Consider the following 26,781-nt stretch of genomic DNA (forward strand, 5'->3'; position numbering starts at 1 on the left):
CTGCAACACGGCATCACTCTAACAACTCCCCCGGACATGCACAGCGCGCACCCTCCCATGGACGGCGCGCAGCGGTCGACCGGGCGGTGTCACTGGCCGAACGGGCCGTGTCATCACTCAAACGCTCTGCGCCAACCGTGGAACCGCCAGGTTCAACGGCGCGGCAGTCGGACGGCCCTGGGAGCCTTCGGTTGACGAGAGGCCGCTTCGGCTTGTTTCCACGCCTGCTGCGCGGGAGTGAGCCCGGAGGCTCGCACGGATGAGGGCTGAGAACCAGAGTGTGTAGAGGTCTTGGCCGCCGCGTTCATGCCCGACATGCCGCCGCGCCAGCCGTGGCACACGGCCAAGGCGAGGGCGTCGGCGGCGTCGGCGGGGCGCGGTGGTGCGTCCAGCCGCAGGATCCGGACCACCATGCGGTTGACGGACTCCTTGTCCGCGCCACCGTCTCCCGTGACCGCGGCCTTGACCTCGGACGGGGTGTGCCACGCGACCGGGATCTGCCGCCGTGCGGCCGCCGCAATGACCACGCCGGTCGCTTGGGCGGTTCCCACCACAGTGGGCGCATTGTTCTGGGCGAACACGCGCTCTACCGCCACGACGTCCGGTGAGAACCGGTCCATGAGTGTCTCGGCCGCGTCCATGATGGCCAGCACACGGTGTTCGAGGGCCTCGTGTGCCTTGGTGCCGTTGACCTCCACGTGCACGAACATTCCGGTGCGATTGGCAGCCATGTCCACGACCGCGAAGCCACAACGGGTCAGCCCCGGGTCCACCGCAAGAATGCGCTGTCCCGGGGCCGGTCCGCCGTCAGAACTGTGTGCCACGGAGTGCTCAGTCCTCGTCCTCGAGTTCCGCCAGCACGGATTCGGGGATGTTCGCGTTCGAGTAGACGTTCTGTACGTCGTCGAGTTCTTCGACGGCGTCCGCAAGCTTGAGGAACTTCTTGGCGCCTTCGGCATCCAGGTCCACCTTCATGGTGGGGCGGAACTGGGGATCGTCGTTGTTGTAGTCCAGTCCGGACTCCTCCAACGCCTTACGAATCTCGGGAAGGTCGGTGGCCTCACTGACGACCTCGAAGACCTCGGACTCCTCGATGACCTCGTCCGCACCGGCATCGAGTACGGCCATCAGCACGTCATCCTCGGTCAGACCATCGGTCTTGGTCACCTCGGCCACGCCCTTGCGCTCGAAGAGGTAGGCCACGGAACCGGAGTCCGCCATGGTGCCGCCGTGGCGGGTCACGGCCACACGCACCTCGGAGGCCGCGCGGTTCTTGTTGTCCGTCAGACATTCGATGTACAGCGCGGTGCCCTGGGGGCCGCGGGCTTCGTAGAGGATCTCCGAGTAATCGATGGTTTCGCCGGTCAGGCCGGCGCCACGCTTGATCGCGCGATCGATGTTGTCATTGGGCACGGAGTTCTTCTTGGCCTTGGACACGGCCAGGTCCAGTGCCGGGTTACCGGCGGTGTCCGCGCCACCCATGCGGGCGGCAACCTCAATGCCCTTGATGTACTTGGCGAAAGCTTTGGCGCGCTTGGCGTCGATCGCGGCCTTCTTGTGCTTGGTCGTGGCCCATTTGGAGTGACCTGACATCGAGTTCCTCCTAGAAAGTCTGTGCGCCCGGCCTCACAGCGCCGGGTCTACGATTTGTCAATTATTTTAGCGATTCGTCAGGGCGCCTCGAAGGCTGCCCCGCGTCGCTAACGGGGTCTCGTCTGGGCGACGCCGCGCGCGTGTTCCGCATACGTGTCGTCCAGAGACGCCTCCGGGAAGCGGTCCCCGCGCGTTTCCACCGCGGTCCGCAACAGGAAATCGGCCACGGCAGGGTTCTTGGGCAGCAACGATCCGTGCAGGTAACTGCCCAGCACGTTGTGCGTGCGCGCGCCCTCGGTACCGTCCTCCCCGTTGTTACCGGCCCCGCTGACCACGGTTGCCATCGCTGCCTGGTCCGGTCCCAGCGTGGTCAGTCCGGAGTGGTTCTCGTAGCCGATGATCGTGCCGAATTCCGGGGACTCCGTCACGATATTGCCGATCAAACGCTCCGGTCCACCGACCGTTTCCAGATCGAACATCTCAATGCCCCTCAGGGTCTCTCCCCCGCCGGTTCGGAACTCCCGGCCGAACAACTGGTAGAGCCCGCAGATGACCAACATGGGCGTACCCGCCGACGCAGCCTCGTGCAGTTTGGGAGCCACGCGAGCGAGATCCTCGGCCACTCGGAACTGGCCCGAGTCCTGACCACCGCCACCCACGAAGAGGTCCGCGTAGTCGGGCCACGGGTCACCCGGGTTGTAGTCGTGCACCCGTACCTCGTAGCCGTAGCGCTCGGCCCTGCGTTTGAGGGTCAGCGTGTTGCCCCAGTCCCCGTAGATGTTCATGTCCCGCGGATACAGCTGGACGATGTCCAGGGAACCCACTTTTTCCTGATTCATGATCGGCTCCTCAGATCGTGTCCACGTGGGTCATGCCGCCCAGGATCTTCCGCAGCGACAGCATGGCGGTGTAGGTGCAGAAGATGCGCATGGGCCGGTCCCCCGCCCCTGCAATGAATTGCTTCAGTGCGGACTCGAGGTCCGTGTCCACGGATCCGACCTCCACCAGGTCGTAGTCCAGCCGTAGCGCCATGTCCCACGCCCGCACACCCGAGACAATGTCCACGCCTCCGGCACGCAGACTGTCGAAATCGACGTCCCACAACCACGACACGTCCCGACCGTCCGCGTAGGCGTCGTTGATCGCGATCATGGTCGCGTAGTCGTCGGCCGAGGCCGACGCCAGCGACAACCGGAATCCGGCGGGGTTCTTCACGAGCAACAACTGGAGGGGCTTGCCCTCCACCGTCACGGTTTCGCCTCGACCGAAGGCAGGTGTTACACGGGACAGTTCGTCCACCAGCGACGCCACGTCCGCACTGTCGCCGAGCACTTGCAAGGCCAAGGCGAGGGCCGCCGCGGCGTTGTACTGGTTGTACACACCGTAGAGATCGATCGTGGCCGTGTGCTCCTGGCCGTGCACGTCCAGATCCACACTGTTGGCTTTGACGGCGTTGAGCACCACGTCAGCGGCCGGTCGGGCCACGGATGGTTGCGCCGAATCCAGCTCGACGTTCTCGGTCTGGCGCAGCACGTCACGCATGTCGTCGTCGGAGGGGAACATGGGCCGCAGCGCGTCCGACAGGCCGAACCACTCAACGGTGGCGTCAGCGGCGACGTCGTCCGCGAGACTGGCGATGCGCGGGTCCTCGCGGTTGAGGACCACGGTACCGGTGGTCGCCTTGGCGACCTGGCTGAGCATGCGGCGAGTCGTGTCGATCTCACCGAAACGGTCGAGCTGATCGCGCATCACGTTGAGTAGCAGCGCGTAGCGGGGCTTGACCTGCTTGACGAAGTGCACGGCGTGCGCCTCATCGAGTTCCAGCACCGCGACGTCCGCGTCGAGGCGGCCGAACGCATTCATCTCGGCCAACAACGACGCCGCCACGCCCCGGACGAAATTCGAGCCCGTCCGGTTCGTGAATACACGCAGTCCCTGTGAACGCAGCAACTGGACGGCCATCTTGGTGGTTGTGGTCTTGCCGTTGGTGCCGCTGATGACCACCACGCCGTGGGGCAGCTTGGCGAGTTCTTCCGCGACGAAGGCCGGGTGCAGTTTCTCCATGACCAGGCCGGGGAAGGCGGACCCGCCCCCACGCAGGCTCGAGGCCCAGCGAACTCCCTGGCCGAGTAGACGTACGAGTGGTCGAGACATGGATTCCATCCTAGTGACAGGTGTACCGCCGCACGCGGCCACTCGAAAGCGACGCTCGCGCGCGGGGAGGTTCAGGAACGGGGCCAGGCAGCGGCGATGTCGTCGCGGTTGGCACCCAGGGTCTGAATGAGGGGCTTGGTCTGGGCAATCACCGGCATGAAATTGGCGTCCCCGTCCCAGCGCGGCACCACGTGCTGGTGCAGGTGCGCGGACAATGAGCCGCCCGCGGCCGAACCCAGATTCAGTCCCACGTTGAACGCGGCCGGCTGAGCCACCTCACGAATGGTGGCGACCGCCGTGCGGGTCAACACGTTCAGCTCCCACAACTCGTCGTCCGTGAGTTCGGTGATGTCCGCGACGTGACGATACGGACACACGAGCAAGTGACCGGGATTGTACGGGAACAGGTTGAGCACCACGAAACAGTGCTCACCGCGGTGCACGATCAATGCGTCATCGTCCGTACGGTCCGGACCGGTGCAGAACGGGCAACCCGGAGTTTCCTTGATCGAGGGGTCCTCACCGCGCACGTACGCGAGCCGGTGGGGTGTCCACAATCGTTGGAAACTATCCGGTACACCGGGCAGCTCGAACTCGTCCTGAGCCACCCAGTGTTGATTCTCGTTCTTGGTCTCCGCGTTGTCGTCCGTCACGACTGCTCCGCAACGATTTCCGTGACCTCCACGTTCGACGGCGCCGAAGGGTCCTCGTTCACGCGGTCGCGCACGTGCCGCACGATCATCTCCACGGCATCGTCCACGGGCACCGCGTTGTACTGCGATCCGTCGCGGTAGCGGAAGGAGACGGCACCGGCGTCGGCGTCGTCGCCGCCGGCGATGACCACGAACGGGATCTTGTCCTTGGAGGCCGTGCGAATCTTCTTGGGGAAGCGGTCCGAAGACGTATCCACCTCCACCCGAATGCCCTGGACCCGCAGCTTGGCCGCGAATTCGTCCAGGTAGTCGTTGAACGCCTCGGCCACCGGAATGGCGCGCACCTGGACCGGGGCCAGCCATGCCGGGAACGCTCCGGCGTAGTGCTCGGTCAGTACGCCCATGAAGCGTTCCACGGAACCGAACAGGGCGCGGTGGATCATCACGGGACGCTGACGCGTGCCGTCCGCGGCCTGGTATTCGAGATCGAAGCGCTCGGGCAGGTTGAAGTCCAACTGGATCGTGGACATCTGCCACGTACGCCCGATCGCGTCCTTGGCCTGCACGGAAATCTTGGGGCCGTAGAAGGCTGCTCCCCCGGGATCAGGGACCAGCTGCAGACCGGAATCCTCGGCCACCTCCTGCAGCGTGCGGGTGGCCTCGTCCCAGATCTCGTCCGAGCCCACGAACTTCTCGGGGTCCTTGGTGGAGAGTTCCAAGTAGAAGTCGTCCAGGCCGTAGTCCTTGAGCAGGGACAACACGAAGTTCAGGGTGGCCGTCAGCTCATCCTTCATCTGCTCGCGAGTGCAGTAAATGTGTGCGTCGTCCTGGGTCATGCCTCGCACACGGGTCAGACCGTGGATCACGCCGGACTTCTCATACCGGTATACCGCGCCGAACTCGAACAACCGCAGGGGCAGCTCACGGTATGAGCGGCCGCGTGAGCGGTAAATCAAGTTGTGCATGGGGCAGTTCATGGGCTTGAGGTAGTAGTCCTGGCCCGGCTTGGTGAGCTCACCCGTTTCCGGGTTGCGCTCCTCGTCCACGTGCATGGGAGGGAACATGCCGTCCCGGTACCAGTCCAGGTGGCCGGAGACCTCGTACAGGTGGCCCTTGGTGATGTGCGGGGAGTAGACGAACTCGTAGCCGGCCTCGGTGTGGCGCTGGCGCGAGTAGTCCTCCATCTCCTTGCGGATGATGCCGCCCTTGGGGTGGAACACCGGCAGACCGGAACCCAGCTCGTCCGGGAAGGAGAACAGGTCCAGTTCGGAACCCAGCTTGCGGTGATCGCGACGTTCGGCCTCAGCCAAACGCTCCTTGTAGGCCTTGAGCTCGTCCTTCGAGGGCCAAGCCGTTCCGTAGATGCGCTGCAACTGCTTGTTCTTCTCGTTACCGCGCCAGTAGGCAGCCGCCGAACGCATCAGGGCAAACCCGTTGCCGATCAGCTTGGTGTTGGGTACATGGGGACCGCGGCACAGGTCCCGCCACACGATCTCGTGACTCTGTCGGTCCACGTTGTCGTAAATGGTGATCTCCCCGGCGCCCACTTCAACGGAAGCGCCTTCCGCGGATTCTTCCATGGAACCTGAACCCGGGCCGTTGGCCAGGTCGATGAGTTCGAGCTTGTAGGGCTCGTCCGCCATCTCCTGGCGGGCCTCGTCCTCGTCGACCGCGCGCCGCTGGAACAGCTGCGACTTGTTCACGATCTTGAGCATGGACTTCTCGATCTTCTTCAGATCCTCCGGCGTGAACGGCTCGTCGACGTCGAAATCGAAGTAGAAACCGTCCGTGATGTACGGGCCGATGCCCAACTTGGCGTCCGGGCGCAACTGCTGCACGGCCTGGGCCATGACGTGGGCCGTGGAGTGACGCAGCACCTCCAGGCCTTCGGGGTCACTCACGAGCACGCGCTCCACGACATCACCGTCGGAGAGCTCGGTGCTCAGATCCTTGAGCTCACCGTTGATGTGGGCCACCACCACCTCACGCTGATCCGCGTACAGATCAGCCGCCGTGGTTCCTTGGATCTCGGTGCGCGGGGCGCTGTCCACGGTCAGCTGTAATTGAGCGGCATCAGACATGAGTTACTCCTTGAATGTTCGTGTGACGCGCGTCCATACCGGGGACGCGCGGGACCCGCGGACCTTTCGGTGCAACGGGGACGCAGATGATGCTACCGCTCCGACCGGGAGCGGACACAGTTGACGGGCCGGGAAGCGGCCCGAAATCAGCTGCACCCCGGGCCCAAAGGCCCGGGGTGCAGCGATTACCGATTCAACGCCTCAGCGTTGCGGATCAGTTTCAGCGACGGGGAGCGTTGCCGCCCAGGCCGTCACGGCCGTCCAGATCGCGGTCACGGCCATCAAGGTCGCGGTCACGATCGGTCAGGTTGCGATCATTGCCGGTCTCGACATCGACCTGTTCCTTGCGAACATCGGCTTCGACGCGCTGGGTGTCGCGGACGGTCTCCTTGTTCAGGCCGACCTCCTCGACAGCCACGGCTTCCTTCTCGACCACGGGGCGCTCTTCGTGGAGGGAAACCTCGACCTCTTCCTCACCGATGGTGCCGGTGCGGGCCTGGCCATCGCGGATCGGGGTGCGCTCGACGGAGACCTCTTCGCGCTCGACGGGAACGTCAACGGTCTCGTGATCGGTGACCACGTACTTGCGCAGACGTGCACGGCCGGTCTCGCGCTCCTGGGTGCCAACCTTGAGCTGCTCCTCGTGGCGAACCACGGATGCGTCGTCGCGGTCAGTCAGGTCGCGGTCGCGGTCAGCGACGTCGCGGCGGTCCTGGTCCACCAGGCCGCGGTCACGGTCGGTGAGGTCGCGATCACGGTCGCCATCGCGGCCTGCGGCTGCACCTGCAACACCGGCGGTGCCAGCGGTACCGGCAGCAGCGTTACGGTCGCGATCGTTCAAGTCGCGGTCACGGTCGGTGAGGTCGCGATCACGATCTGCGCCACGACCGTTGTCGTAGTTCAGCTCGTAGTAGCGGTAGAGCTCTTCCTCTTCCTGAGGGGAAAGGTGCTGGTCTGCATCGACCTTCGGAGCATCCTTGATGACATCCTTCTGGTAAGGCAGCACAACGCGGTCGCCGTCCTGGCGAGCGTCCTTCACCGGAACGAAGCTCTCCTTCGCTCCGAAGAGACCGGTGTTCACGGTGAGGAACGTGGGCTCACCCGAGTTGTCATCGAGGAAAACCTGCTCCACCTTGCCGACCTTGTCGCCGTCAGCATCGTAGGCAGTGCTGGAGAGAATCGCATTCACATCGAAAGTGGTCATCGCAAGAACTCCTTCAAGTTTATTGCGTTCGTCAAAGCACGGTTTGTGCCCTGCGAGCCATCACTCTGCACGATGGCATTGTGATCTAGCTTGCCGCCCAGCTTACTGATGTTCAGTTGCCTGACAATAGATTTTCTCTCTCGGGTGAAATGACCGTGGGACACTTCCCCGGCCAAGGTTTATCCATTAGCGACCCGCTAGTACCGAGCGTGGGGCCCGCCTAGGAATGGGCCATTCCGGCCTCGAGGCGTGGGGTAGGGCACAATGGGAAGGGAGCCGACAGGTGGCGGGCTGCGCATCCTGCGGAGGCGGCCACTTCCGACACTTCAATCATGTCTGGAGCCTCACGTGTGGGACGCACTGGTCAATAACCCCTGGATCATTTGGCTGATCATCATGTTGATCTTGGCCGGAATCGAGATGCTCACCCTGGATTTCTTGTTCCTTATGATGTCCGTGGCCGCGCTGTGCGCCGGGGTGGTGAGTTTCTTTACCCATAGCATCCCCTTACAAGTGGTCACATTTGCGGTAGTAGCTGTACTTCTCATTTTCCTCTTGCGGCCGGTGGCCCTCAATCGGATCAACAGGTCCACTCCGAGCACGCGTTCCAACGCCGAACGACTGGTGGGACTGTCCTGCACCGTGCTGGAACCCGTCAGTGAGAACACCGGCCTGGTCCGTCTCGAAGGCGATATCTGGACCGCGCGATCTGCCGAACACGGCACGCTCGAGGTCGGGACCAAGGCCTATGTCTACCGGATCGACGGTGCCACGGCCGTGGTGTCCGGTACCGCCCCGGCAACCACCGACTTCTCCGACTCCCCCGCTTCCCAACCCGGGTACTAGAACATCAGTAGGGCCGTCCGGCCCGCACTCCACCCATGTGAGAGGACCCCATGGAAATCGTCATCACAGTACTGCTCGTAGTGGTGGTGCTGGCAGCGGCAATCGCCTTGATCAAGGCCGTTCGCATCATTCCGCAGTCGCGCGCCGGCATCGTGGAACGACTTGGCAAGTACCAATCCACCCTGAACCCCGGCCTGCACTTTCTGATCCCCTTCGTGGATCGACTTCTCCCCCTCATCGACCTGCGTGAGCAAGTGGTGCCGTTCCCGGCCCAGTCCGTGATCACCGAGGACAACCTGGTGGTTGGCATCGACACCGTGGTCTATTTCCAGGTCACCGACCCCCGCGCCGCGACCTACGAAATCACCAACTACATCCAGGCCGTGGATGAGCTCACGAGTGCGACCCTGCGTAACGTGGTGGGTGGTTTGAATCTTGAAGAGACGCTGACCTCGCGCGACAAGATCAACGCCGAATTGCGCGGTGTCCTGGACTCCACCACCGGACGCTGGGGCATTCGCATTTCCCGCGTGGACATCAAGGAGATCACGCCCCCGCCGTCTATTCAGGACTCCATGGAGAAGCAGATGCGCGCCGAGCGAGACCGTCGTGCAACCATCCTCACGGCTGAGGGTGAGAAGCAGTCCCAGATTCTGACCGCCGAGGGTGAACGGCAGGCCGCCGTGCTCTCCGCGGAAGGTGACGCCAAGGCTGCAATCCTGCGTGCCGACGGTGAGGCCCAAGCCATTGCCAAGGTCTTCGATTCGATTCACCGCGCCAAGCCCACCCAGAAGCTGCTGGCCTACCAGTACATCCAGACCCTACCCAAGGTGGCAGAGGGTTCCGCCAACAAGGTGTGGATGATCCCCGCTGAGCTCAGCACCGCACTGCGCGGAGTCGGCAATTTCCTCGCGACTCCGGGTGGCGGGGGCGAAGGCCCCCACGACTCGTCCTGGGATGATCCGGAAGAAGAGCCCGCGACCACCGGTTACTCGGAACCGATCGTGGAATCGGAGACCGTCAAGGTCACCGAGAAGGATCTCGAGCCGGATTTGACGCTCACCGACCCCAATGATTTCGAGATGCCGGAGCCTCCCTTTGCCGATCCGGCTGCCGGGGACCACGGTTCCAGCAGCGCCGGGAATGAATCGCGCTAGTTCGTGGTTGTACCCGGTTGATGCGGATCTCTGGGTCTCGAACATCCAGTTCAGGCCCCGGGATATCGCCCTTTGTACCAGTAGGACTTCAGGAAGGACCGTCCAGTGAGCGATCGCAGCCTGCGTGGAATGCGCTTGGGTTCCCAGTCGATGGAAACCGAGACCGGTGTTGAGCCGGCACCGCGCCAACGCGTGGAGTACCGCACCAAAGATGGTGAGTCGGTGAGCGTGATGTTTGCGGCGGAGGCGGAGATTCCCCCGGTGTGGACCACCAAGACCGGTCACGAGGCCATCCTGGTCAACGGTGAGAAGCCCGAGAACCCCAATGAGAAGCACGTGCGTACCCACTGGGACATGCTCATGGAGCGTCGCAGCTCGGAAGAGCTCGAAGAGATCCTGCAGCAGCGCCTCGACTTCTACAAGGAGCGCCACGCGCTCTGAGTCCCGCCATTCCCGGCCGCGCGCCCGCGGTCGCGCGGCCGGTGAGTGACCACGGACGAACGCCGACGCCGCGTACCAAGTCTGGTACGCGGCGTCGGCGTTTAAGTAGTGGTCGGGGTTCGCCCCGGAAGGTCTACTTGCGCAGGCCCAGCTTTCCGGCCAGAGTCTGAGCGCGTGCGGTCAGCCCCCACTTCGCCACGTTGGTCGCGGCCTCCACGGTGACATCCTTGCTCATCTTCGACACGCCCTCTTCGCGTTCCACGAAGGTGATGGGAACTTCCGTGATCTTCAGGCCCAGGCGTTCGGTACGCCATGCGAGGTCGATCTGGAAGCAGTAACCGCGCGAGCGCACGGAGGCCAGATCAATGGCCTCGAGAGTGCCGCGCTTGAAGGCGCGGTACCCGCCGGTGATGTCGTGAACGGCGGTGCCCAGCAGAACACGCGAATAAAGATTGCCACCGCGGGAGATCAGCTGGCGGTCCAGGGGCCAGTTCTCCGTGCGGCCACCCGGTACATAGCGGGAGCCGATGGCCAGATCCGCGCCGTTCTCAATGGCGTCCAGGAGCAAGGGCAGCTGCTCGGGCTGGTGGGAGCAATCCGCGTCCATCTCGACCAGCACGTCGTAGCCGTTGTCGAGGCCCCAGCGGAAACCGGCAATGTAGGCCGGGCCGAGACCCTCCTTCTTGGCGCGGTGGAGCACGTGGATGTGATCATCCGCGGCGGACATCTCGTCGGCCATGCGGCCGGTGCCGTCCGGGCTGTTATCGTCCGTGATCAGCACGTGCGCATCGGGAACGGCCGCCCGCAACCGGGTCACCACCGTGGGCAGCGATTCGCGTTCGTTATAGGTGGGGATGATCGTGAGAACTCGCACCGGGCGTCCTTTCAAGCCACTGGGGACGGGGAAAAACGCCCCGAACACACCACAGGGCAGGCCCACCCGCCTTCGGACCAGGCGCGAATTGCTCCGCAGCACTGTTTTCTAAGGACGGATGAACCCACCCGGCAGTAAGAATTCAGTCTAACCGGCAATTCTGGTCAGCACCAAGATGGCCGATTGTCAATCACTCGAAGATCACGTTTCCGCCCACCACAGTGCGTTCGCACACGGGCAGCCGCGGGTCGTCGAGGGCGGGAAGGGCTGGCGTGCGGGCGCGGGGATCCGTGCTCCAGGATGCTCCGGTGCCCTGCGCCTGCTGCACCATGAGCGACTCAGCATCCCACATCGTCAGGCTGGCCTCTGCTCCGGGGGCGAGTTGGCCGGCCAGCGGCTGAGCGTCACGCTGGGCCCGCCACACGCCACGGGTCAGGGCCAGGAACGCCGCACGAGCCGAGGTCCGATGACTCGGTTCCTTCGCCTCAAGGGCGTCCTTGACGGCCTGCCACGGGTTCTCCGCGTCGGTCGTGAGAGTCACGGGCACACCCGCGCGCGCCAGCGCCGTCAGCGGTGCGGCGCCGGGACGCGACGTCACGGACAGAGCGTGGCGGGCGAGCGATTCACTTTGTTCCTCGCTGAGTTCGCCCACGCCCACGAGCCGGTGCCCGCGCGACCTGAACGCACGCTCCCCCACCGTGTCGGTGGCCTGCTGCGCGGCCTCGAGAATCACGTCGATAACGGCCGACGGCGCTCCCTCCACGGTGGCCTCGGGGCGGGCCTCGCACACGACCACGGCCTGGTAGCGGGCCTCGGAGCACGCCACCAAGTGGGAGGTTACGTCCTCCAGCAGAGCGGCGGGGTCCTGGGCGGGGTCGATCTCGATACCGAGGCACGGCCGCGGTGCACCGGCGGAGGCGATGGCCGAGGCCTCCGTCACGGGATGGATCAGGATGGGTAACGGCACGAGACCCGCGTCCGTGGCACGGGTCGCGGCGTCGTTCAAGGTCCGGGCGTTGTCGGAAAGCAACTCCACGGCACCATAGCCCTGAGCTGCCGAGACGATCTGTGTGCCGTGGGTGACACGCTGGTGCGCCACGAAGGACGGAGTAATCACCGCGCCGTGCACGTCCACCACCGTGGACTGTTCGCCCGCCATGGCGTGAGCTGCGCTGTCGGAACCCAACCACGCGACCGTTGGCCCATCCACCAGGATGGCCGTGGCGAACGGATCCACCGGCGAATACACCGAGGCGTTCATATACATCACGGTGGTTTTGGTCTGTGGGCTCACTCTGTCCTCCGGTAAGTCATGCTGCTGGTCACTGTTCAAAGACGCTGTACTCCACCACACCGCGGCGCACAGCCTGGATGGCGTCGAGGGCGACATCGCGGATGGCCGGGTCCAGGTGCTCGACCCCGGCCAATTGGTCCAGCAGATCAATGGTCTGCTTGGCCCAGCGGACGAAATCCCCGGCCGCCAGATCAGTACCCGACAGGGTCTTGGTCAGGCTGGCGCCTCGGGCCCAGCGATACATGGCGTCCACCAGACCCAGCTCAGGTTGTGCCGTTTGCGGCAACCGGTGCTGGGACTCCACATCGGTCAGCACCGACCAGTTGTGGATCAATGTCTGCACTGCGGCCTCCATATGGGCCGTGGGCATCTTAGGGCGGGAGCCCTGGTCTTCCCGGCGAGGTTGATACACCAACGCGGTCACGACGCCCGCCAGGCCGGCCACGTCCAGGCCGTCCAGGAATCCGTCGCGCAGGGTCAGTGCGAGGAGAAGGTCTCGTTCGCCGTAGATCCGACGCAGTTGTTCGCCCGCGGGAGTGGGTTTGAGATTCCCTGATTCGTCCGCGCGCAGGTAGTCGAAGTGCGTGAGCACGGCGCAGACCCTGTCGAACGTTGCGGCGATGCTGCCCGTACGGCCGGCGATCTGCTTGCGCAGACCCTCGGTTTCCTTCTCGAGCTTCCAGGCACGCTCGGCCCACCGTGCGTGGTGCTCGCGGTCGGAACAGCCGTGACACGGGTGCGACCGAAGGGCGCGTCGCAGATCCTCGATCTTGCGATCCCTCGCGGACGTGCCCCGATCGAAACGGATGGTGTGCCCACCGCTGCGTTCACGTGCGGGCCGGTGCTCGCGCAGGGCCGCACGCACGGTGGATGCCAGGTCTTTGCGTTCCTGCGGGGAACGTCCCGAATAGCGTTTGGGGATCTTGACCTTGGACTCCGGTTCGAGTGAGCCATCCAAGTCGTTCACACCCACGCGGCGCAGTTTGCCGTCCAGGGTGAGGATGTGAGGCCGCGGATCGAAGGGATGTTCATCGGCCTTCACGACCACCGCGTAACCCGCGTTACGCCCCTGGGGGATGTCGATGACATCGCCGGGCAGCAGATCCTGGAGCGACACCGCGGCGTCGTTGCGTTGCCGGGCGGAGCGGGACTTGGTCGCGGACTTCTCGAGTCCGTTGAGCTCTCTGCGCAGACGCGCGTACTCGGTGAAGTCGCCCAGGTGGCAGGCCATGGCCTCCCGATACGCTTCGAGGGTCTTCTCCTGCGACCGCACCCGTTTGGCGATCCCCACTACGGAACGGTCCGCTTGGAACTGGGCGAATGAGGTCTCGAGAATGGACCGTGACCGCTTGGCACCGTAGCGGGCGATCAGGTTCGTGGACATGTTGTACGTGGGGCTGAAACTGGAGTTCAGCGGGTACGTCCGTTTGGAGGCCAGACCGGCCACGGTCTGCGGATTCATCCCATCGCGCCACAGCACCACGGCGTGGCCTTCGACGTCGATCCCGCGTCGGCCGGCACGACCCGTGAGCTGCGTGTACTCACCGGGGGTGATATCAACCCTGGATTCACCGTTGAACTTGTCGAGCCGTTCGAGTACGACGGATCGGGCTGGCATGTTGATACCCAGTGCAAGGGTTTCGGTGGCGAACACGGCTTTCACGAGCCCCTGGGCGAAGAGCTGCTCCACAACTTCCTTGAAGACGGGGAGCATGCCCGCGTGGTGGGCGGAAATGCCGCGCACCAGTCCGTCGTACCAGTCGTGATAATTCAACGCGGCCAGATCCGCGGTGGTCATGTGGGAGGTTGCCTCGGCCACGTAGGCGCGAATGGTCTTCTGTTCCTCCGGAGTGGTCAGCCAGAGATCGGCGGCCACGCACTGTGCAACGGCGGCGTCGCAACCGGCGCGGGAGAAGATGAAGGTGATGGCCGGAAGCAAAGCTTCCGCGTCCAGCCGGCGCAGCAAGTGAGGCCGGGAAATCCTGTCCTGGCGCGCCACGTGCGGCTCGGGACGGTGCGGCCCGCGGCGGCGTCGGCCGCGGTGGTTGGGACCGCGCCCGCCCCCGCGCCCACCGCGTGGGTGCTGGGCGCGGAACAGGCGGAGCAGCTCGGGATTGACCGCTGGTTCATCCGCGCCCGGTTCGGCCTGCCGTTCGGCGGCTTCCTCAACGGTGTCATCGACGAACAGGTCCAGCAGCTGCGGGCCCACCTGAACGTGCTGCCACAACGGGACCGGACGGTGCTCGGAGACCACCACGTCCGTGTGGCCACGAACCTGATGAAGCCACGCACCGAATTCCTCGGCATTGGACACCGTGGCGGACAGGGACGCGAGCTGCACGTGTTCCGGCAAATGGATGATGACTTCTTCCCAGACCGCCCCGCGAAAACGATCCGCGAGGTAGTGCACCTCGTCCATGACCACGAACCCCAGATTGGTCAGCGTGGACGAATCGGCGTAGAGCATGTTGCGCAAGACCTCGGTGGTCATGACCACGATGTCCGCCTCCGAATTGACCGAGGTGTCACCGGTCAGCAGACCCACACGATGGCTCCCCCAACGGCGGGAGAACTCGTGGAACTTCTGGTTGCTCAGCGCCTTGATGGGGGTCGTGTAGAAGGCCTTGCGACCCTGGGAGAGTGCCAGGTGGATCGCGAACTCCCCCACGACCGTTTTACCAGCACCCGTGGGGGCGGCGACCAGAACGCCGTGCCCTTGTTCGAGTGCCCTGCAGCCCTCGATCTGGAAAGGATCGAGTTCGAAATCCAGCAGCTGTTCAAACGCCGCGAGTTCGGTGTTCGCGTGGGCCGCACGGGCCTTGGCGGCCATGAAACGATCGGCGTGAGAAGACATGGCACCAGCCTACGGCGTAGCGCGGACACCGATTAAATCAGTGCGGTGTGGTTCCGCTGCTAGCCCATCTTGCGGAGGTCCTCCGCGGAGGTCGCGCTGTCCGCGGTGACTCCGGTTGCTGCTTCACGCTTGGCAGCCTTCTTGGCGCGGCGGCGGTCCAGGACGAGACACAGTCCCACGGCGACGAAGAACAGCACCAACAGCGGAATGGCCAGGTACAGCATGGTCACCGGGTCCGGCCCGGGAGCAGCCATGGCCGAGATGACCAGCACGATCACGACCACCACGCGCCAGGACTTCAGGATCGTGCGACCGGAAAGGAGCCCCAGCATGTTGAGTCCCACCAGGAACACCGGTATCACGCAAGAAACACCGAAGGTCAGGATCAACTGCAGGAAGAAGCGCAGGTACTGATTGGCCTCCACGAAGTTCGCGCCGCCCTCCGGGGTGAACGCGGTCAACGCGTACACTGCGGCGGGCAAAGCCGTGATGGCCAAGACGCAGCCGCCGATGAACAGCGGAATGGCCGCCGCCAGGAATCCCATGGCGTAGCGGCGCTCGTGCTTGTGCAGAGCCGGAGTGATGAACGCCCACAGCTGGTACAGCCACACGGGCGAAGCGAAGATGACACCCAGCACCAAGGCCACCTCGACCATGATGTTGAAGGAACCGCCCACCGACGAGTAGTTGATGGTGGCGGTTCGACCCGAGTCCGCCAGACGCTGCAGCGGTTCGGTGATGTACTGCATGAACGGGTTGTAGACCATGAACCCCGCCACCGCGCCGATCACGGCCGCGATGGCGGACTTGATCAATCGGTTGCGCATTTCACGCAGGTGCTCCTTCAGGGCCATCTGGGCCTGAGGGTTGTTCCTGCGCGAGGTGTTCTTCTTGCGGTTCCGACGCTCTTTACGGCGCGAAGGATCCCGCAGAGACTTGGAATCAGTGGCAGACATACGAACCTATGTGTTGAGAGGGGCTGCACCGGGGTGCTCGTCGGGCCGAACCATGAGGTCCGGCCCGATCGCTGTGTAGTGAGTGGTGCCCCGTGACCTACGCGCTGGGGCGCTGGTTGGGATCAACCTGGTTGTTCGGCTGCGCGGCGGCCTGGCCCGTTGATTGACCGGGAGCGACCGGGCCGTTGTTCACGGTGTTGGTCTGTGTGGGATTCTGCGGCTGCGAAATGGTCTGGCCGTCGGATACCGGCTGGCCGTTCACGGTGACGTTGTCGTCATCGCCGTCCTTCTTCATTTCCTTGACCTCGGACTTGAAGATCCGCATGGACTGGCCCAGGCTGCGGGCCATGCCCGGAAGCTTGGGGGCACCGAACAGCAGCAGGATCACCACGAGGATGAGGATGATGGTGAGGGGGCTGTCAAACAAGCGGCCCATGGTGGATTCCTTTCCGTTCAGCCCGGCGGAGATCGGACAGCCGTTGGGGCTGGCCCTTGGCGTCCTTGCGGTTCATGCGGCGGATGAGCCGGGCTGTATGTCGTTGATCGCGACCGCTTGAATAGGCGGCGCGGGCCGAATTCACCGGGGTGAACACGGCAGGTTCAGCGGGTGTGCGCAGTGGTTGTGTCGCTCCCTGGGCCGCGGCGTTCCACCGCACCGTGAAGTCATCGGCGAAGGCCTCGACCTCACGTAATGCGGGTAAGGCCTTCTTGGTGACCAATCCCCACACCGCGCCCACGATGAACGCGAGACTGACGAGGACCAGGACGGTCCACAGCACAATCCACATCCACCACAGCATGGACCCCAGTATAGGGCCGCGCGAATCCTCTACTGGTGCGTTGTGTCCGTGAAGAGACTGTTATTTATCCACTGTTCAACTGAGTGGACCACCTCGGGCGGTGACGCCACCGCCACGTGACCCGCGTGCCTGGTCACGAGCGAACACAGTGCCTCGACCGTGGGGAAATCCACCTCGGCGGCCACGTACTCGGGCAGCTGTTTGGGGCCCTTGGAGCTCCCCGGTCCGGCAGTCACGGTGATCGGTGGTTCGTCGCTGGCGGGTAGTTCCACCGTGGCGGCACGCTTGGCGTGGTAGTGCTCCACGATCCAACGGCCACGCCGGTCGGTCACGAGCACCGCCTGAACGGGTCGGCGTTTCTCCGGGTACAAACTCGTGCGCATTTCGGAGTCCATGCGCGGATGCGCCTGGGCCTCTCCAATGTCTTCGCAACTGAGGATGCAGTCCGCTCGGAACGTCCTGGGCCCCTTGGCGTTGAGGCACCAACCGCGCACGTACTGGTGTCCGTCCGAGGACACTATGCGCACCGGGTCCACGAGACGTTCGGTGACCTCGTCCCGTGAGGCCACCACGTAGCGGATCTTGATCCGCCGATTGTTCGCAATCGCCTCGCGCACCCGGCTGACCAGTTCGGTGTCCTCGGGGACCGGTTCGGCGGGTTGATCCGGTGCGGCCAGGGCATCCGCGAGTGGCAACGCGTCCGCGGCGGTCGCCACCTTGCGCATGGTCGAGCGCACGACGTCGCTATTGCCGCCCGGTAGCGCCTGGAGCGTTTGCAACCCCATCAGCAAGGCGCTGGCCTCGGGTACGGTCAGCCGCACGGGTTCCGAGAGTTCTTGGGCATTACCCAGGTAGATGTGGCCGTCGTCCCAGGACGCATCGATGAGCTGATCGGGCATGTGACCCGGTCGCCCGCACACGAACAGCGTCTGTAGATCCGCGATCAACTCCTGATCGGTGATTCCAAAGTGCCGAGCCGTTTCTTCCAGCTGAGCCCCCTGGTGGGAGTACACGTGGCGCACGATGTGCAAGAGCCGGGCGAGATGTTGTTCCGTACTGGCCTTCGCGGCGCCGCTGCGGCGCTGCTTGCCCCAGGCAACAGCCACGCCACCCACGCGTTCCTGGAATTTCCGAGCCTCGGACAGACGCCGTTCGACCGCCTTGGCCACGGCACGCTGAGTTCCCAGGTCGGCCCCGGCTGCCGTGGCAACCCGAGCATCGGGACCCGCTGCACACACGTGCTCGGCGGCGCCCTCGGTGTCCGGGACGGCCAGCAGCACGGCGTCGAAGCCTTCGGGCAGATGCGGATCCTCGTCCGCGATCGGCGCGGCGATCTGACGCAACAACTGCGCTGCACCCTGACGAACGTAGACGGTTACCCGCACGCGCGTGGGCGGGTACACCATGCGCGCGAGCTGCCCACCCATGGAGAAATCTTCGGGAGGTTGGAAACTGTCCCGGGTGACAGCCACCTCGGAAATGATCCTGGACAGCCGGAAGGTGCGCTCGGCCTGCCGGTCCTCGTCCCAGCCGGCCAGGTACCACGCACCGAAGCGCGAACCCACGCCCCAGGGTTGAACCGTGCGACGGCTGTAGGTACCCGTGCGATCCACGTAGTCGAAGCGCACCGTGCGGTGGCTCAGCACCGCGGACAGCAACGGTTCGAACGCTGGGTCCGCCACGGCCACGGTGGGCTGGACGTCACGGCCGGGTGCTGCCTCATGAGACAGCGCAGGTTCCAGCTTGTCGAGGGCGCGGCGCGCCAAACGATCCTGAGCGGCGTCGTTCCAGGCGTCCGCGGCAACCGCGAGGACGGCCGATTCCTCCGCACTGAACTGGACCTGGGGCAATTGGTACGAGCCGCGGGACACGCGATAACGCGGAGCCAGCTGGGCGTCGGAGGCCCACGGATCGTCGTCGGGGATTTCCTCGACCGGATAGCCGAGGGACCTCAAATGCGATTTGTCGCGCTCGAACATCCGCTCGAACGCGTCGTGGCTGCCGGCCTTGTGGTACCCGGGAACGATCTCCCGCAGCTGATCACGCGTGTAACCGCTCTCGCGATCCAGCAGCGCAATGAGCAGGTTGAGGAGCCGCTCCGCCGACGCTGCGGTGGAGCGGCCCGATACCGAACCTGAAGATGGGGGCATTTAGCGGACGTCGAGCAGATCGACCACGAAGATGAGTGCTTCGTCAGGGCCGATGGCGCCAGGAGCGCCGCGCTTGCCGTAGGCCATCTCTGAAGGGATCTCCAGACGACGGCGACCGCCCACCTTCATGCCCAGCAGACCCTGGTCCCAACCCTGGATGACCTGGCCGATGCCCACGGTGAAGTCCAGGGGCTGGTTGCGGTTCCAGGAGGCGTCGAATTCTTCGCCACCCGAGTAGGTCACGCCCACGTAGTGGCAGGAAATGCTGTCGCCGGCCTTGGCCTCGCGGCCGGTGCCCGGGATCACGTCAGTGATACGCAGTTCGGTGGGAACCGGATCCTGCGGGAAATCGATCTCCGGCTTGGAACGATCCAGGTTGCGCTGTCCAAATGACACGGTCATGGCCTTTCGTAGAAACCGTCCCCACTGGGGGACCTGTCCGATCGACTAGTTTACTTCTCCGACTCGGACGGCGCTGGCTTGGGCGCCTCGGATCCGCCGGCTTCCTCCGAGGGCTGAGGCGCAGCACTCTCCGACGGAGCTGCGGACTCACTGGGTGCGGGTTCGGGAGTGGGGACGGCACCGAGGATGTCCACCACGAACACGAGCGATCCGGACGGGTACTGCGAGTCCTTGCCGAGCTGCTTCTCGGTGCCGTAGGCCTGATCGGTCGGCACGGCGAGCAGCACGCGCGAGCCCACCTTCTGCCCCTTGAGGCCTTCCTTCCACCCCTCGATCACGTTGTCGAGCGGGAAGGATGCGGGCGCATTCTTGTCGTAGGAGGAATCGAAGACCTCGCCGTCGTCCCAGCGCACGCCCACGTAGTTGGCGACCACGGTGTCCGTGTCTGCTACTTCTTCACCGTCGCCCTCGCTGAGGACTTCGGTCTGGAGGTCCTTGGGTTCCTTACCCGAAGGCTTCTCAATGGTGGGTTTGCCCTGATCGTCCTGAGTGACGTTGGGCATCTTGTCCGAAGTGTCCTTCATGTCCTCGTTGAGAGGGGCCAGAATCTTCTTGGCCACCTGGTACACCTCGACCGACGTGGATTCGTCCCCCGCCGCGCCGCTGGTGTCCGGGGAGCTGTAGGCGATGATCGCGCCTTCCTGGGCGTCGATCAGGGCGTCGTGCATCTCCGGGATGGCTTCCTTGAGCTGGTCGTCCAGCTTGAGTACCTGACCGGCACCCTGGCTGTACGTATCGCCCAGCGATGAACCATCGGAACCCTTGAACAGCGCGGCCTGCAGGAGGATGTTGTCGCCCTCGTTGAGGTCTTCGCCGTCGCCTTCGCGCAGCACCTTGGTCTCGGCCTCGCTCACCTGGAGTGGAGTTTCGAACGAGACCGACGGCGCGGTGCCCTCGGACGGGTCCTTGGCCAATTCCACCGAATCCATTTCGGCTCCGCCGCACGCGGTCAACATCAGGGACAAGGCCAGGGCGGTGCCCGCGGCCGGAACAATCTTTCGCAAAGGAGGATTCACCTTTCAACACGAATGGGCACTGAGGGAAGTCGCCCACCAATCTATGGGACACGGTTGAGCATCAGCTGATACTTCTCGTGCCACGCCCGTGGGGGTTCCCCGTGAACTTTCAGCGGCCGGACATGGCCTGGACCTCGGCAATGAGCTCGTCCGCGTCCGGTTGGGACGTGGCGAACGGGTCCTTGCACATCACGGTGCGCTGGTTCTGGGAACCGTTGAGTTTGAGGTGCACCCAGTCCACCGTGTAGTTCTCCCCCGCGTCCAGGACGGCCTGGATGAACTTGCCGCGCAGGCTCGCCCGCGTGGCCGGAGGCTGCGTGACGGCGGCACGAGCGGCGTCGTCGGAAATGAAGGACGCCACCGCGCCCCGCCGACTGAGCATGCGGAACAGCCCGTGCGTGGGTGAGGTGTCGTGGTAGGCGAAATCCAACTGCAGCAACCGCGGGTTGGCGTAATCCATGCCGTGGGCGGCGGCGTAGGAGTCCAGTAGCTTCTTCTTGATGGCCCAGTCGAGCTCGGTGTCCACCAGGTCGAAGCGCTGCTCGGCCACGGCGCGCAAGCCGCGCTCCCACAGTTCCAGTACCCAGTCCACGCGATCGTGGTGCGCACCGTGGCGATCCACGAAGTGTGTGACGGCCTGAAGGTACTCGTGCTGCAGGTCCACGGCGGACATCTTTTCGCCCGAGGCCAGCTCCACCTGCGCCCGGCCGGTGAGGTCGTGCGAAATGATGCGCAGCGCGGCCGCGGGATCCGCGAGCGTGCGGTCCGGCAGGATCTTGCCCGCCTCGATCATCCTCAGCATGAGATCCGTGGTGCCCATCTTGAGCGCCGTGGTGGTCTGGGACATGGACGAGTCGCCGTTGATCACGTGCAGCCGGCGGTAGTGCTCGGCATCTGCGTGGGGCTCGTCGCGCGTGTTGATCATGGGCCGCGAGCGCGTGGTGGCCGAGGAGAAACCTTCCCAAATGTGGTCCGCGCGCTGCGAGAAGGAATAGCTGGGACCGTGGCTGCCGTCGCCCAGGGTGAGGCCGCCGAATTCTGCGGGGCCGTTGGGGTGCACCCGACCGGCGCCGACCAGGATCTGGCGGGTGACCAGGAACGGGATCAGCACCTGTACCAGGCGCGCGTACTCGGTGCGGCGGGAGATCATGTAGTTCTCGTGGGAGCCGTAGGAGTTCCCGGCGGAGTCCACGTTGTTCTTGAACAAGTGCACCGTGCCGCCGGTTCCGTCCTGGTCCAGTTCTTGTTGGAGCTGCTGTCGCAGATCGTCCACGATCAGCTCACCGGCTACGTCCTGCGCCACGACATCCTCGAGTGAGGCGGTCTCCGCGCTGGCGTATTCGGGGTGCGAACCCACGTCGAGGTAGAGCCGGCCGCCGTTGGGGAGGAACACGTTGGATGCTCTCCCCCACGCGAGCACGGGCGCGAACAGGCGCCGCGCCGTCTCGTCGGCACCCAGGCTGTGTCCCTGGGACACGCTGTGGGTAATGCCGAACTCGGTTTCGATGCCGTAGATTCTGCGGTCCACGAGCTTACTGGCCGCCCTTCTGGACGAAGCCCTTCACGAAGGCCTCAGCGTTGGTTTCAAGTACGCCGTCGATCTCGGCGAGCAGGTCATCGGTGCCCTGGGTGTCGCGCTGGGCCTGACCCGCGCCCTGCGACGGCGCCGGGGTGCCGTTGTCGGGCAGGTCGGTTTCTTCCTCGCGACGCGAGCCCTGGCCGAAAATGCGTTCCTGTGCCATGTGTCTCTCCTGACCTCTCAGTGGTTCAAGTCTCGGGTACTCAGTTCAGGCCGGTTCCGGTGACCGTGCCGGGGCGCTGTTCCGCTACCCGGTGTACCCACTGTTCAACGTCCGGGGCGTCGAACCATTCCCGCGTTGTCTCGCGGTTGAGATCCAGCGGTTCCGGCATGCCGATGCGCGCGCCCCTTCGGATCCCGGGGAATTCCACGTTCACGCTGTCCCAGCCCACGCTCACCATCGCGGACGGGTAGCGGCGCACGGCGGTGCCGCGGAACCACGCACGGGTGTCCTCGGGGGGCTGGTCCGCAGCGCGTTCGATGGTTTCGGAGTCGACCAGCGTGCGGATCCGCCCGGCCGAGGCCAACCGGTGGTAGAGCCCCTTTTCGGGGCGAATGTCCGCGTACTGCAGGTCGATCGCGATCAGTCGGGGGTCGTTCCACGCCATGCCATCTCGCTGCCGGTACGCGTTGAGCAGGGCGTACTTGGCAGCCCAGTCGAGTCGGTCGGCCAAGCGGGAGGGGTCGTCCGCCAGGTCGGTCAGGACTTCGTCCCAGAGGTCCAGTACCTGTCGGGTGTCCTGGTCCAGCCCGTCCGGCGCCAGTTCGCGTTCCAGCTCCAGCGCGGCGCGGTAATACTCGCGCTGGATGTCGACGGCGCTCAGCTCGCGTCCGTCGCGCAAGGGCACGGTCGCGGTCACGGACGGGTCGTGGCTGACCGTCTGCAGGGCGGCCACGGGATCGGCAAGGTCCAGGGCCGGCACCCGGTCATGTTCGATCAGGTTGAGTACGAGCGAGGTGGTGCCGAACTTCAACACCGTGGCGGTGTGGGACAGGTTGGCGTCACCGATGATCACGTGCAGCCGGCGGTATTTGGTGTCGTCCGCGTGCGGTTCGTCGCGCGTGTTGACGATGGGGCGGTGGATGGTGGTTTCCAGGCCCACGGTGCGCTCGAAGAAGTCCGCGCGCTGGCTCAGTTGGAAGCCCGGTTCGGAACCGTCCACTCCCAGGCCCACGCGGCCGGCACCGCACATGATCTGGCGGGTAGCGAAGAACGGCAGCAGTGCTGAGGTGATCCGATCGAACGGCACCGCGCGGTCCACCATGTAGTTCTCGTGGGCACCGTAAGACACTGATTTGTTATCCGTGTTGTTCTTGTACAGGTTCACGGCCGGAGTCCCGGTCTTCTCCGCGCCCCGCGCCAGTTCCGCAACGGCGCGCGCGGCCACCACGTCCCCCGCGGCATCCCAGGTCAGGGCGTCCAGCGGGGTGGTGACCTCCGGGGAGGAATATTCCGGGTGCGAGTGGTCCACGTACACGCGCGCCCCGTTGGGGATCACGGTGTTCATGATGACCTTTCGCCAGTCCATGTCCTCCGTGTACATCGCGGACTCGGTGATGGCTTCCGCCGCGATTTCTTCGGCGGTGAGCACCGGGGCCTGATCGGTCAACTGCGAGGGGTGGGCCTGTTCTCGGCTCATCGTGTACCCGCGAGCATCGGACAGTGGGGCCTCGGAACCGTAGTCCCAGCCGGTGCCCACGCTCGTTTGCCCGTCCGAACCGTTCCTTCCAGAAGATTCCCGGGACAGTTCCCGCGCTACCCGCAGCGCATAACTGGTCACCACCCGGGTGGAGAGCACGGTGGCATTCGCGTGGGGCTCCCCCACGGCCAACACCCCGAATTCGGTCTCACTGCCCATGACCCTGCGAACGCTCATGACCGCTCTCTTTCGGGGAGTGATCCGGTACCGCGGTGCATCGCCATCCGGACGTCCTGGATCGTGTTGGCCCGGCGACCGGTCAGGCGCGCCCAGTCCTCGGGGTCCGCGGTGTTGGGCAGGTCCTGCTGTTCGTAGAATTCTTCGTCCACGGCATCCACCAGGTGTTCGCGGGTCAGCCCGCGTTCGCCCGTGGTGAGCAGGGTCTTGATGGCCTGCTTCTTGGCGCGGTCCATCACGTTGCGGATCACCGCGCCCGAGGCGTAGTCGGCGAAATACAGGGTTTCCTGGCCGCCGTCGCGGTAGCTGATGGTCAGGAATTCCGTGGCGGGGGTGCGGTCGTACAGGTGCGCGATCGCGGCGTCGATCAGCTGATCGGCGGCGGCCTCCCGGGAACCCGCCGCGGCGACGTCGGCCTCGCGCAACGGCAAGTCCGGGGTGATGTAGAGCTTGAAGATTTCGCGAGCGCCGTCGCGATCCGGGCGGTCGATGCGGATCTTGACGTCCAGGCGGCCGGGGCGCAGCACGGCGGGGTCGATCATGTCCTCGCGGTTGGTCGCGCCGATCACGATCACGTTGTCGAGTTTCTCGACGCCGTCGATCTCGGTGAGCAGCTGCGGCACGATGGTGGTTTCCACGTCCGAGGACAGGCCCGAACCGCGCACGCGGAACAGCGAGTCCATTTCGTCGAAGAACACGACCACGGGCACGCCGCGGGCGGCTTGTTCGCGGGCGTTGGCGAAGATCGAGCGGATCTGGCGCTCGGTCTCACCCACGTACTTGTCGAGCAGCTCGGGGCCCTTGATGTTCAAGAAGTAACCGAGGGCGCGTTCGCGTCCGGCCTTGGCGGCGCTGCGTTCGGCCAGCGAGCGCGCGACGGCCTTGGCGATCAGCGTCTTGCCGTTGCCGGGAGGCCCGTAGAGCAGGATGCCCTTGGGCGGGCGCAGTCCGTGTTCGCGGTACATGTCCGGGTGCACGTAGGGCAGTTCCACGGCGTCGCGGATGGCTTCGATCTGGGCGCCCAGGCCACCGATGTCCGCGTAGCTGACCTCCGGTACCTCCTCCAGGACCAGCTGTTCCACGTCCGTGCGTTCCACGTGCTCCAGGGCGAAGCCGGTGCGGTGGTCCACGGTCACGGCGTCACCGGGTTTGGGGCGATTACGGCGCAGGGCCCCGGAGAGCAGCATGACGCGTTCCTCATCGGAGCGGCCCACGGTCAGTACGCGGTCGTGGTCGATGATTTCCTTGATGGTGGCCACTTCGCCCACGCGGTCGTAGTCGAGGACCGCTGCGACCACGTAGTTCTCGTTGAGGAGCACCCCGATCCCTGGTTCGCAAGAGCTCAACGACACGAGCGGGCTCACGGCCACGCGCATTTTTCGCCCGGACACCAGCACGTCCAGGCTGGCCACGGTGATCACCGGGCCGTCTCCCGTGGCCGTACCCACGGGTTGGTGGCCGGGATTAACTTGCTGCACCACACCGAAACTCATGGGCGGAACAGCCTCAGCGGCGAGCGTCTGCTTGAGCTTGACGATCTCCTGCCGGGAGGCGTCCAGCAGGCGCACGAGTTTCTGGTTCTGCGAACCCACGCTCGCGAGTTGCTTGTCCAGGTTGCGCTTCTGGTCGCGCAGCATGTTGATCTGCCGCTGCGAATTGTCGGTGGCGCGGTTCTCGGGGGTGGAATCACTCATGACTGGTGTCCTCCGTGCTCTGCGGGGTGTTCTCCCGTCGCGAGTCGGGATCGATCTGGGCCGTGGCCTTGGCGGCCTGTTCGGCCAGGTTGGTGGCGTCGCGGCCGGCGCGGCGCAGCTTGCGGTCGGAGACGATCCGCTCGCCCAGGGCCACGGGCGTCCACGCCTGCAGATCCTCTTCCGTGTAATCGCTCTTGGACGCACGACGCTTGGGTGCCAGGCGCACGGCACCTTCGGCGAGCTTGCGGGACTGGATCAGGAATCCGGTGTGCGCGACCATGCGGTGGTCGGGGCGGACTGCCAGTCCCTCCACGTGCCAGCCGCGCACCATGGTCTCGGAGGCTTCGGGTTCGGTGTAGCGGCCGTCCGCGCGCATCGCCTCCGCCACGCGCGACAGCTGGGTCACGGTCGCGACATAGCAGATGACGACGCCGCCCGGGGCCAGTACGTGGGCCACGGCGTCCAGGCATTCCCACGGGGCCAGCATGTCGAGCACCACGCGGTCCACGGAACCGGCTTCTTCGACCCGGGTCAGTTCTTCCGCGAGATCGCCCAACGTCAACTGCCACGCCGGGTGCGGGCCGCCGAACATGGTCTCGATATTGCCGCGAGCGATGTCCGCGAACTCTTCGCGTCGTTCGAAGGAGTGCACCGTGCCTTCATCACCCACCGCACGCAGCAGCGAGATGGAGAGTGCACCGGAACCCACGCCGGCCTCGACCACGCGGGCTCCGGGGAAGATGTCGGCCATGGTCACGATCTGACCGGCATCCTTGGGATACACCACGGCCGCACCGCGGGGCATGGACAGCACGAAGTCCTTGAGCAGCGGGCGCAGTGCCTGGAACTGGATGCCGCCCGAGTTGGTCACCACGGTGCCTTCCGGGGCGCCGATCAGTTCCTGGTGGGCCAGCACGCCACGGTGGGTGTGGTACTCGCCGCCCTCGGCCAGCGTGATGGTGGTGATGCGGCCGCTGTCATCGGTCAGCTGCACGCGTTCGCCCACGCGCAAGGGACCCCTCCGGTTGGCGGCACCGCGGACGGGTACTGCGCTCTGGGTGGTTTCGGGGCGTTCGTGCGACTGCTCGGTCATGTG

The 26,781-nt window shown here is 65.0% G+C and carries 24 protein-coding genes; 3 read left to right on the top strand and 21 right to left on the bottom strand.

From position 1 onward, the window contains the following. Positions 1-152 precede the first annotated feature (152 nt). The 7 genes from ruvC to CKW39_RS10460 all read right to left on the bottom strand — a co-directional run bounded on the left by ruvC (position 153) and on the right by CKW39_RS10460 (position 7,685). Entirely contained in the window at positions 153-824 is a 672-nt protein-coding gene (gene ruvC, locus CKW39_RS10430; protein WP_095798048.1) for a crossover junction endodeoxyribonuclease RuvC, read from the bottom strand. 7 nt (positions 825-831) lie between these two features. After that, positions 832-1,593, bottom strand: a complete 762-nt coding sequence (locus tag CKW39_RS10435; RefSeq protein ID WP_095798049.1) for a YebC/PmpR family DNA-binding transcriptional regulator — start codon at positions 1,591-1,593, stop codon at positions 832-834. Between the two features lie 107 nt (positions 1,594-1,700). Next, the gene (locus tag CKW39_RS10440; protein ID WP_095798050.1) at positions 1,701-2,432 is read right to left on the bottom strand and encodes a type 1 glutamine amidotransferase; all 732 of its coding nucleotides are present in this window, start codon (positions 2,430-2,432) and stop codon (positions 1,701-1,703) included. Between the two features lie 10 nt (positions 2,433-2,442). Then, positions 2,443-3,756, bottom strand: a complete 1,314-nt coding sequence (locus CKW39_RS10445; RefSeq protein WP_095798051.1) for a Mur ligase family protein — start codon at positions 3,754-3,756, stop codon at positions 2,443-2,445. 62 nt (positions 3,757-3,818) lie between these two features. Beyond that, positions 3,819-4,400 (bottom strand): HIT domain-containing protein, encoded by a 582-nt coding sequence (locus CKW39_RS10450; protein WP_238663223.1) that lies wholly within the window; start codon positions 4,398-4,400, stop codon positions 3,819-3,821. Next, on the bottom strand, positions 4,397-6,481 hold the full coding sequence (gene thrS / locus CKW39_RS10455) for a threonine--tRNA ligase (protein ID WP_095798052.1): 2,085 nt from the start codon (positions 6,479-6,481) through the stop codon (positions 4,397-4,399). Before thrS ends, CKW39_RS10450 begins: the two co-directional genes overlap by 4 nt. A gap of 220 nt (positions 6,482-6,701) precedes the next feature. Then, positions 6,702-7,685, bottom strand: a complete 984-nt coding sequence (locus CKW39_RS10460; protein WP_095798053.1) for a DUF2382 domain-containing protein — start codon at positions 7,683-7,685, stop codon at positions 6,702-6,704. Between the two features lie 348 nt (positions 7,686-8,033). Between CKW39_RS10460 and CKW39_RS10465 the strand changes: the two genes are divergently transcribed. The 3 genes from CKW39_RS10465 (at position 8,034) to CKW39_RS10475 (ending at position 10,129) form a co-directional block, all read left to right on the top strand. Continuing rightward, positions 8,034-8,531: an NfeD family protein gene (locus tag CKW39_RS10465; protein WP_095798054.1), complete on the top strand. Its 498-nt coding sequence runs from the start codon at positions 8,034-8,036 to the stop codon at positions 8,529-8,531. A gap of 50 nt (positions 8,532-8,581) precedes the next feature. Next, positions 8,582-9,688, top strand: a complete 1,107-nt coding sequence (locus tag CKW39_RS10470) for an SPFH domain-containing protein (protein WP_095798055.1) — start codon at positions 8,582-8,584, stop codon at positions 9,686-9,688. 105 nt (positions 9,689-9,793) lie between these two features. Next, positions 9,794-10,129 (top strand): RNA polymerase-binding protein RbpA, encoded by a 336-nt coding sequence (locus CKW39_RS10475; protein WP_095798056.1) that lies wholly within the window; start codon positions 9,794-9,796, stop codon positions 10,127-10,129. Between the two features lie 133 nt (positions 10,130-10,262). Here CKW39_RS10475 and CKW39_RS10480 read toward each other — a convergent pair whose 3' ends face one another. The 14 genes from CKW39_RS10480 to CKW39_RS10545 all read right to left on the bottom strand — a co-directional run bounded on the left by CKW39_RS10480 (position 10,263) and on the right by CKW39_RS10545 (position 26,778). Then, complete coding sequence (locus CKW39_RS10480; RefSeq protein WP_095798057.1) at positions 10,263-11,003, bottom strand: polyprenol monophosphomannose synthase; 741 nt, start codon at positions 11,001-11,003, stop codon at positions 10,263-10,265. 190 nt (positions 11,004-11,193) lie between these two features. Then, entirely contained in the window at positions 11,194-12,297 is a 1,104-nt protein-coding gene (locus CKW39_RS10485; protein ID WP_254049372.1) for an amidohydrolase family protein, read from the bottom strand. A gap of 28 nt (positions 12,298-12,325) precedes the next feature. Beyond that, positions 12,326-15,151 (bottom strand): RNA helicase, encoded by a 2,826-nt coding sequence (locus tag CKW39_RS10490; protein WP_095798058.1) that lies wholly within the window; start codon positions 15,149-15,151, stop codon positions 12,326-12,328. 59 nt (positions 15,152-15,210) lie between these two features. Further along, positions 15,211-16,005 (bottom strand): twin-arginine translocase subunit TatC, encoded by a 795-nt coding sequence (gene tatC, locus CKW39_RS10495; RefSeq protein WP_371514732.1) that lies wholly within the window; start codon positions 16,003-16,005, stop codon positions 15,211-15,213. Between the two features lie 199 nt (positions 16,006-16,204). Further along, positions 16,205-16,543 (bottom strand): Sec-independent protein translocase subunit TatA, encoded by a 339-nt coding sequence (tatA, locus tag CKW39_RS10500; RefSeq protein ID WP_095798060.1) that lies wholly within the window; start codon positions 16,541-16,543, stop codon positions 16,205-16,207. Beyond that, positions 16,527-16,907 carry a hypothetical protein gene (locus CKW39_RS10505; protein WP_095798061.1) on the bottom strand — a complete coding sequence of 127 codons (381 nt, stop codon included), beginning with the start codon at positions 16,905-16,907 and terminating at the stop codon, positions 16,527-16,529. The genes tatA and CKW39_RS10505 overlap by 17 nt, the downstream gene beginning before the upstream one ends. 29 nt (positions 16,908-16,936) lie before the next feature. Beyond that, entirely contained in the window at positions 16,937-19,057 is a 2,121-nt protein-coding gene (locus CKW39_RS10510) for a WYL domain-containing protein (RefSeq protein WP_095798062.1), read from the bottom strand. Further along, the gene (locus tag CKW39_RS10515) at positions 19,058-19,453 is read right to left on the bottom strand and encodes an FKBP-type peptidyl-prolyl cis-trans isomerase (RefSeq protein WP_095798116.1); all 396 of its coding nucleotides are present in this window, start codon (positions 19,451-19,453) and stop codon (positions 19,058-19,060) included. Between the two features lie 56 nt (positions 19,454-19,509). Then, positions 19,510-20,523 (bottom strand): FKBP-type peptidyl-prolyl cis-trans isomerase, encoded by a 1,014-nt coding sequence (locus tag CKW39_RS10520; protein WP_095798063.1) that lies wholly within the window; start codon positions 20,521-20,523, stop codon positions 19,510-19,512. A gap of 121 nt (positions 20,524-20,644) precedes the next feature. Continuing rightward, positions 20,645-22,063, bottom strand: a complete 1,419-nt coding sequence (pafA, locus tag CKW39_RS10525) for a Pup--protein ligase (protein ID WP_095798064.1) — start codon at positions 22,061-22,063, stop codon at positions 20,645-20,647. A 4-nt stretch (positions 22,064-22,067) separates the two neighbouring features. Further along, a complete protein-coding gene (locus CKW39_RS10530; RefSeq protein WP_016996385.1) occupies positions 22,068-22,277 on the bottom strand; it encodes a ubiquitin-like protein Pup in 210 nt (69 codons plus the stop codon). Between the two features lie 40 nt (positions 22,278-22,317). Next, positions 22,318-23,991, bottom strand: a complete 1,674-nt coding sequence (dop, locus tag CKW39_RS10535) for a depupylase/deamidase Dop (protein WP_173674306.1) — start codon at positions 23,989-23,991, stop codon at positions 22,318-22,320. Next, on the bottom strand, positions 23,988-25,685 hold the full coding sequence (arc, locus tag CKW39_RS10540) for a proteasome ATPase (protein WP_095798066.1): 1,698 nt from the start codon (positions 25,683-25,685) through the stop codon (positions 23,988-23,990). The genes dop and arc overlap by 4 nt, the downstream gene beginning before the upstream one ends. Then, complete coding sequence (locus CKW39_RS10545) at positions 25,678-26,778, bottom strand: tRNA (adenine-N1)-methyltransferase (RefSeq protein WP_095798067.1); 1,101 nt, start codon at positions 26,776-26,778, stop codon at positions 25,678-25,680. Before CKW39_RS10545 ends, arc begins: the two co-directional genes overlap by 8 nt. Between the last annotated feature and the right edge of the window lie 3 nt (positions 26,779-26,781).

This window comes from Kocuria sp. WRN011 (assembly GCF_002295155.1).
Classification (GTDB): Bacteria; Actinomycetota; Actinomycetes; order Actinomycetales; family Micrococcaceae; genus Kocuria; species Kocuria carniphila.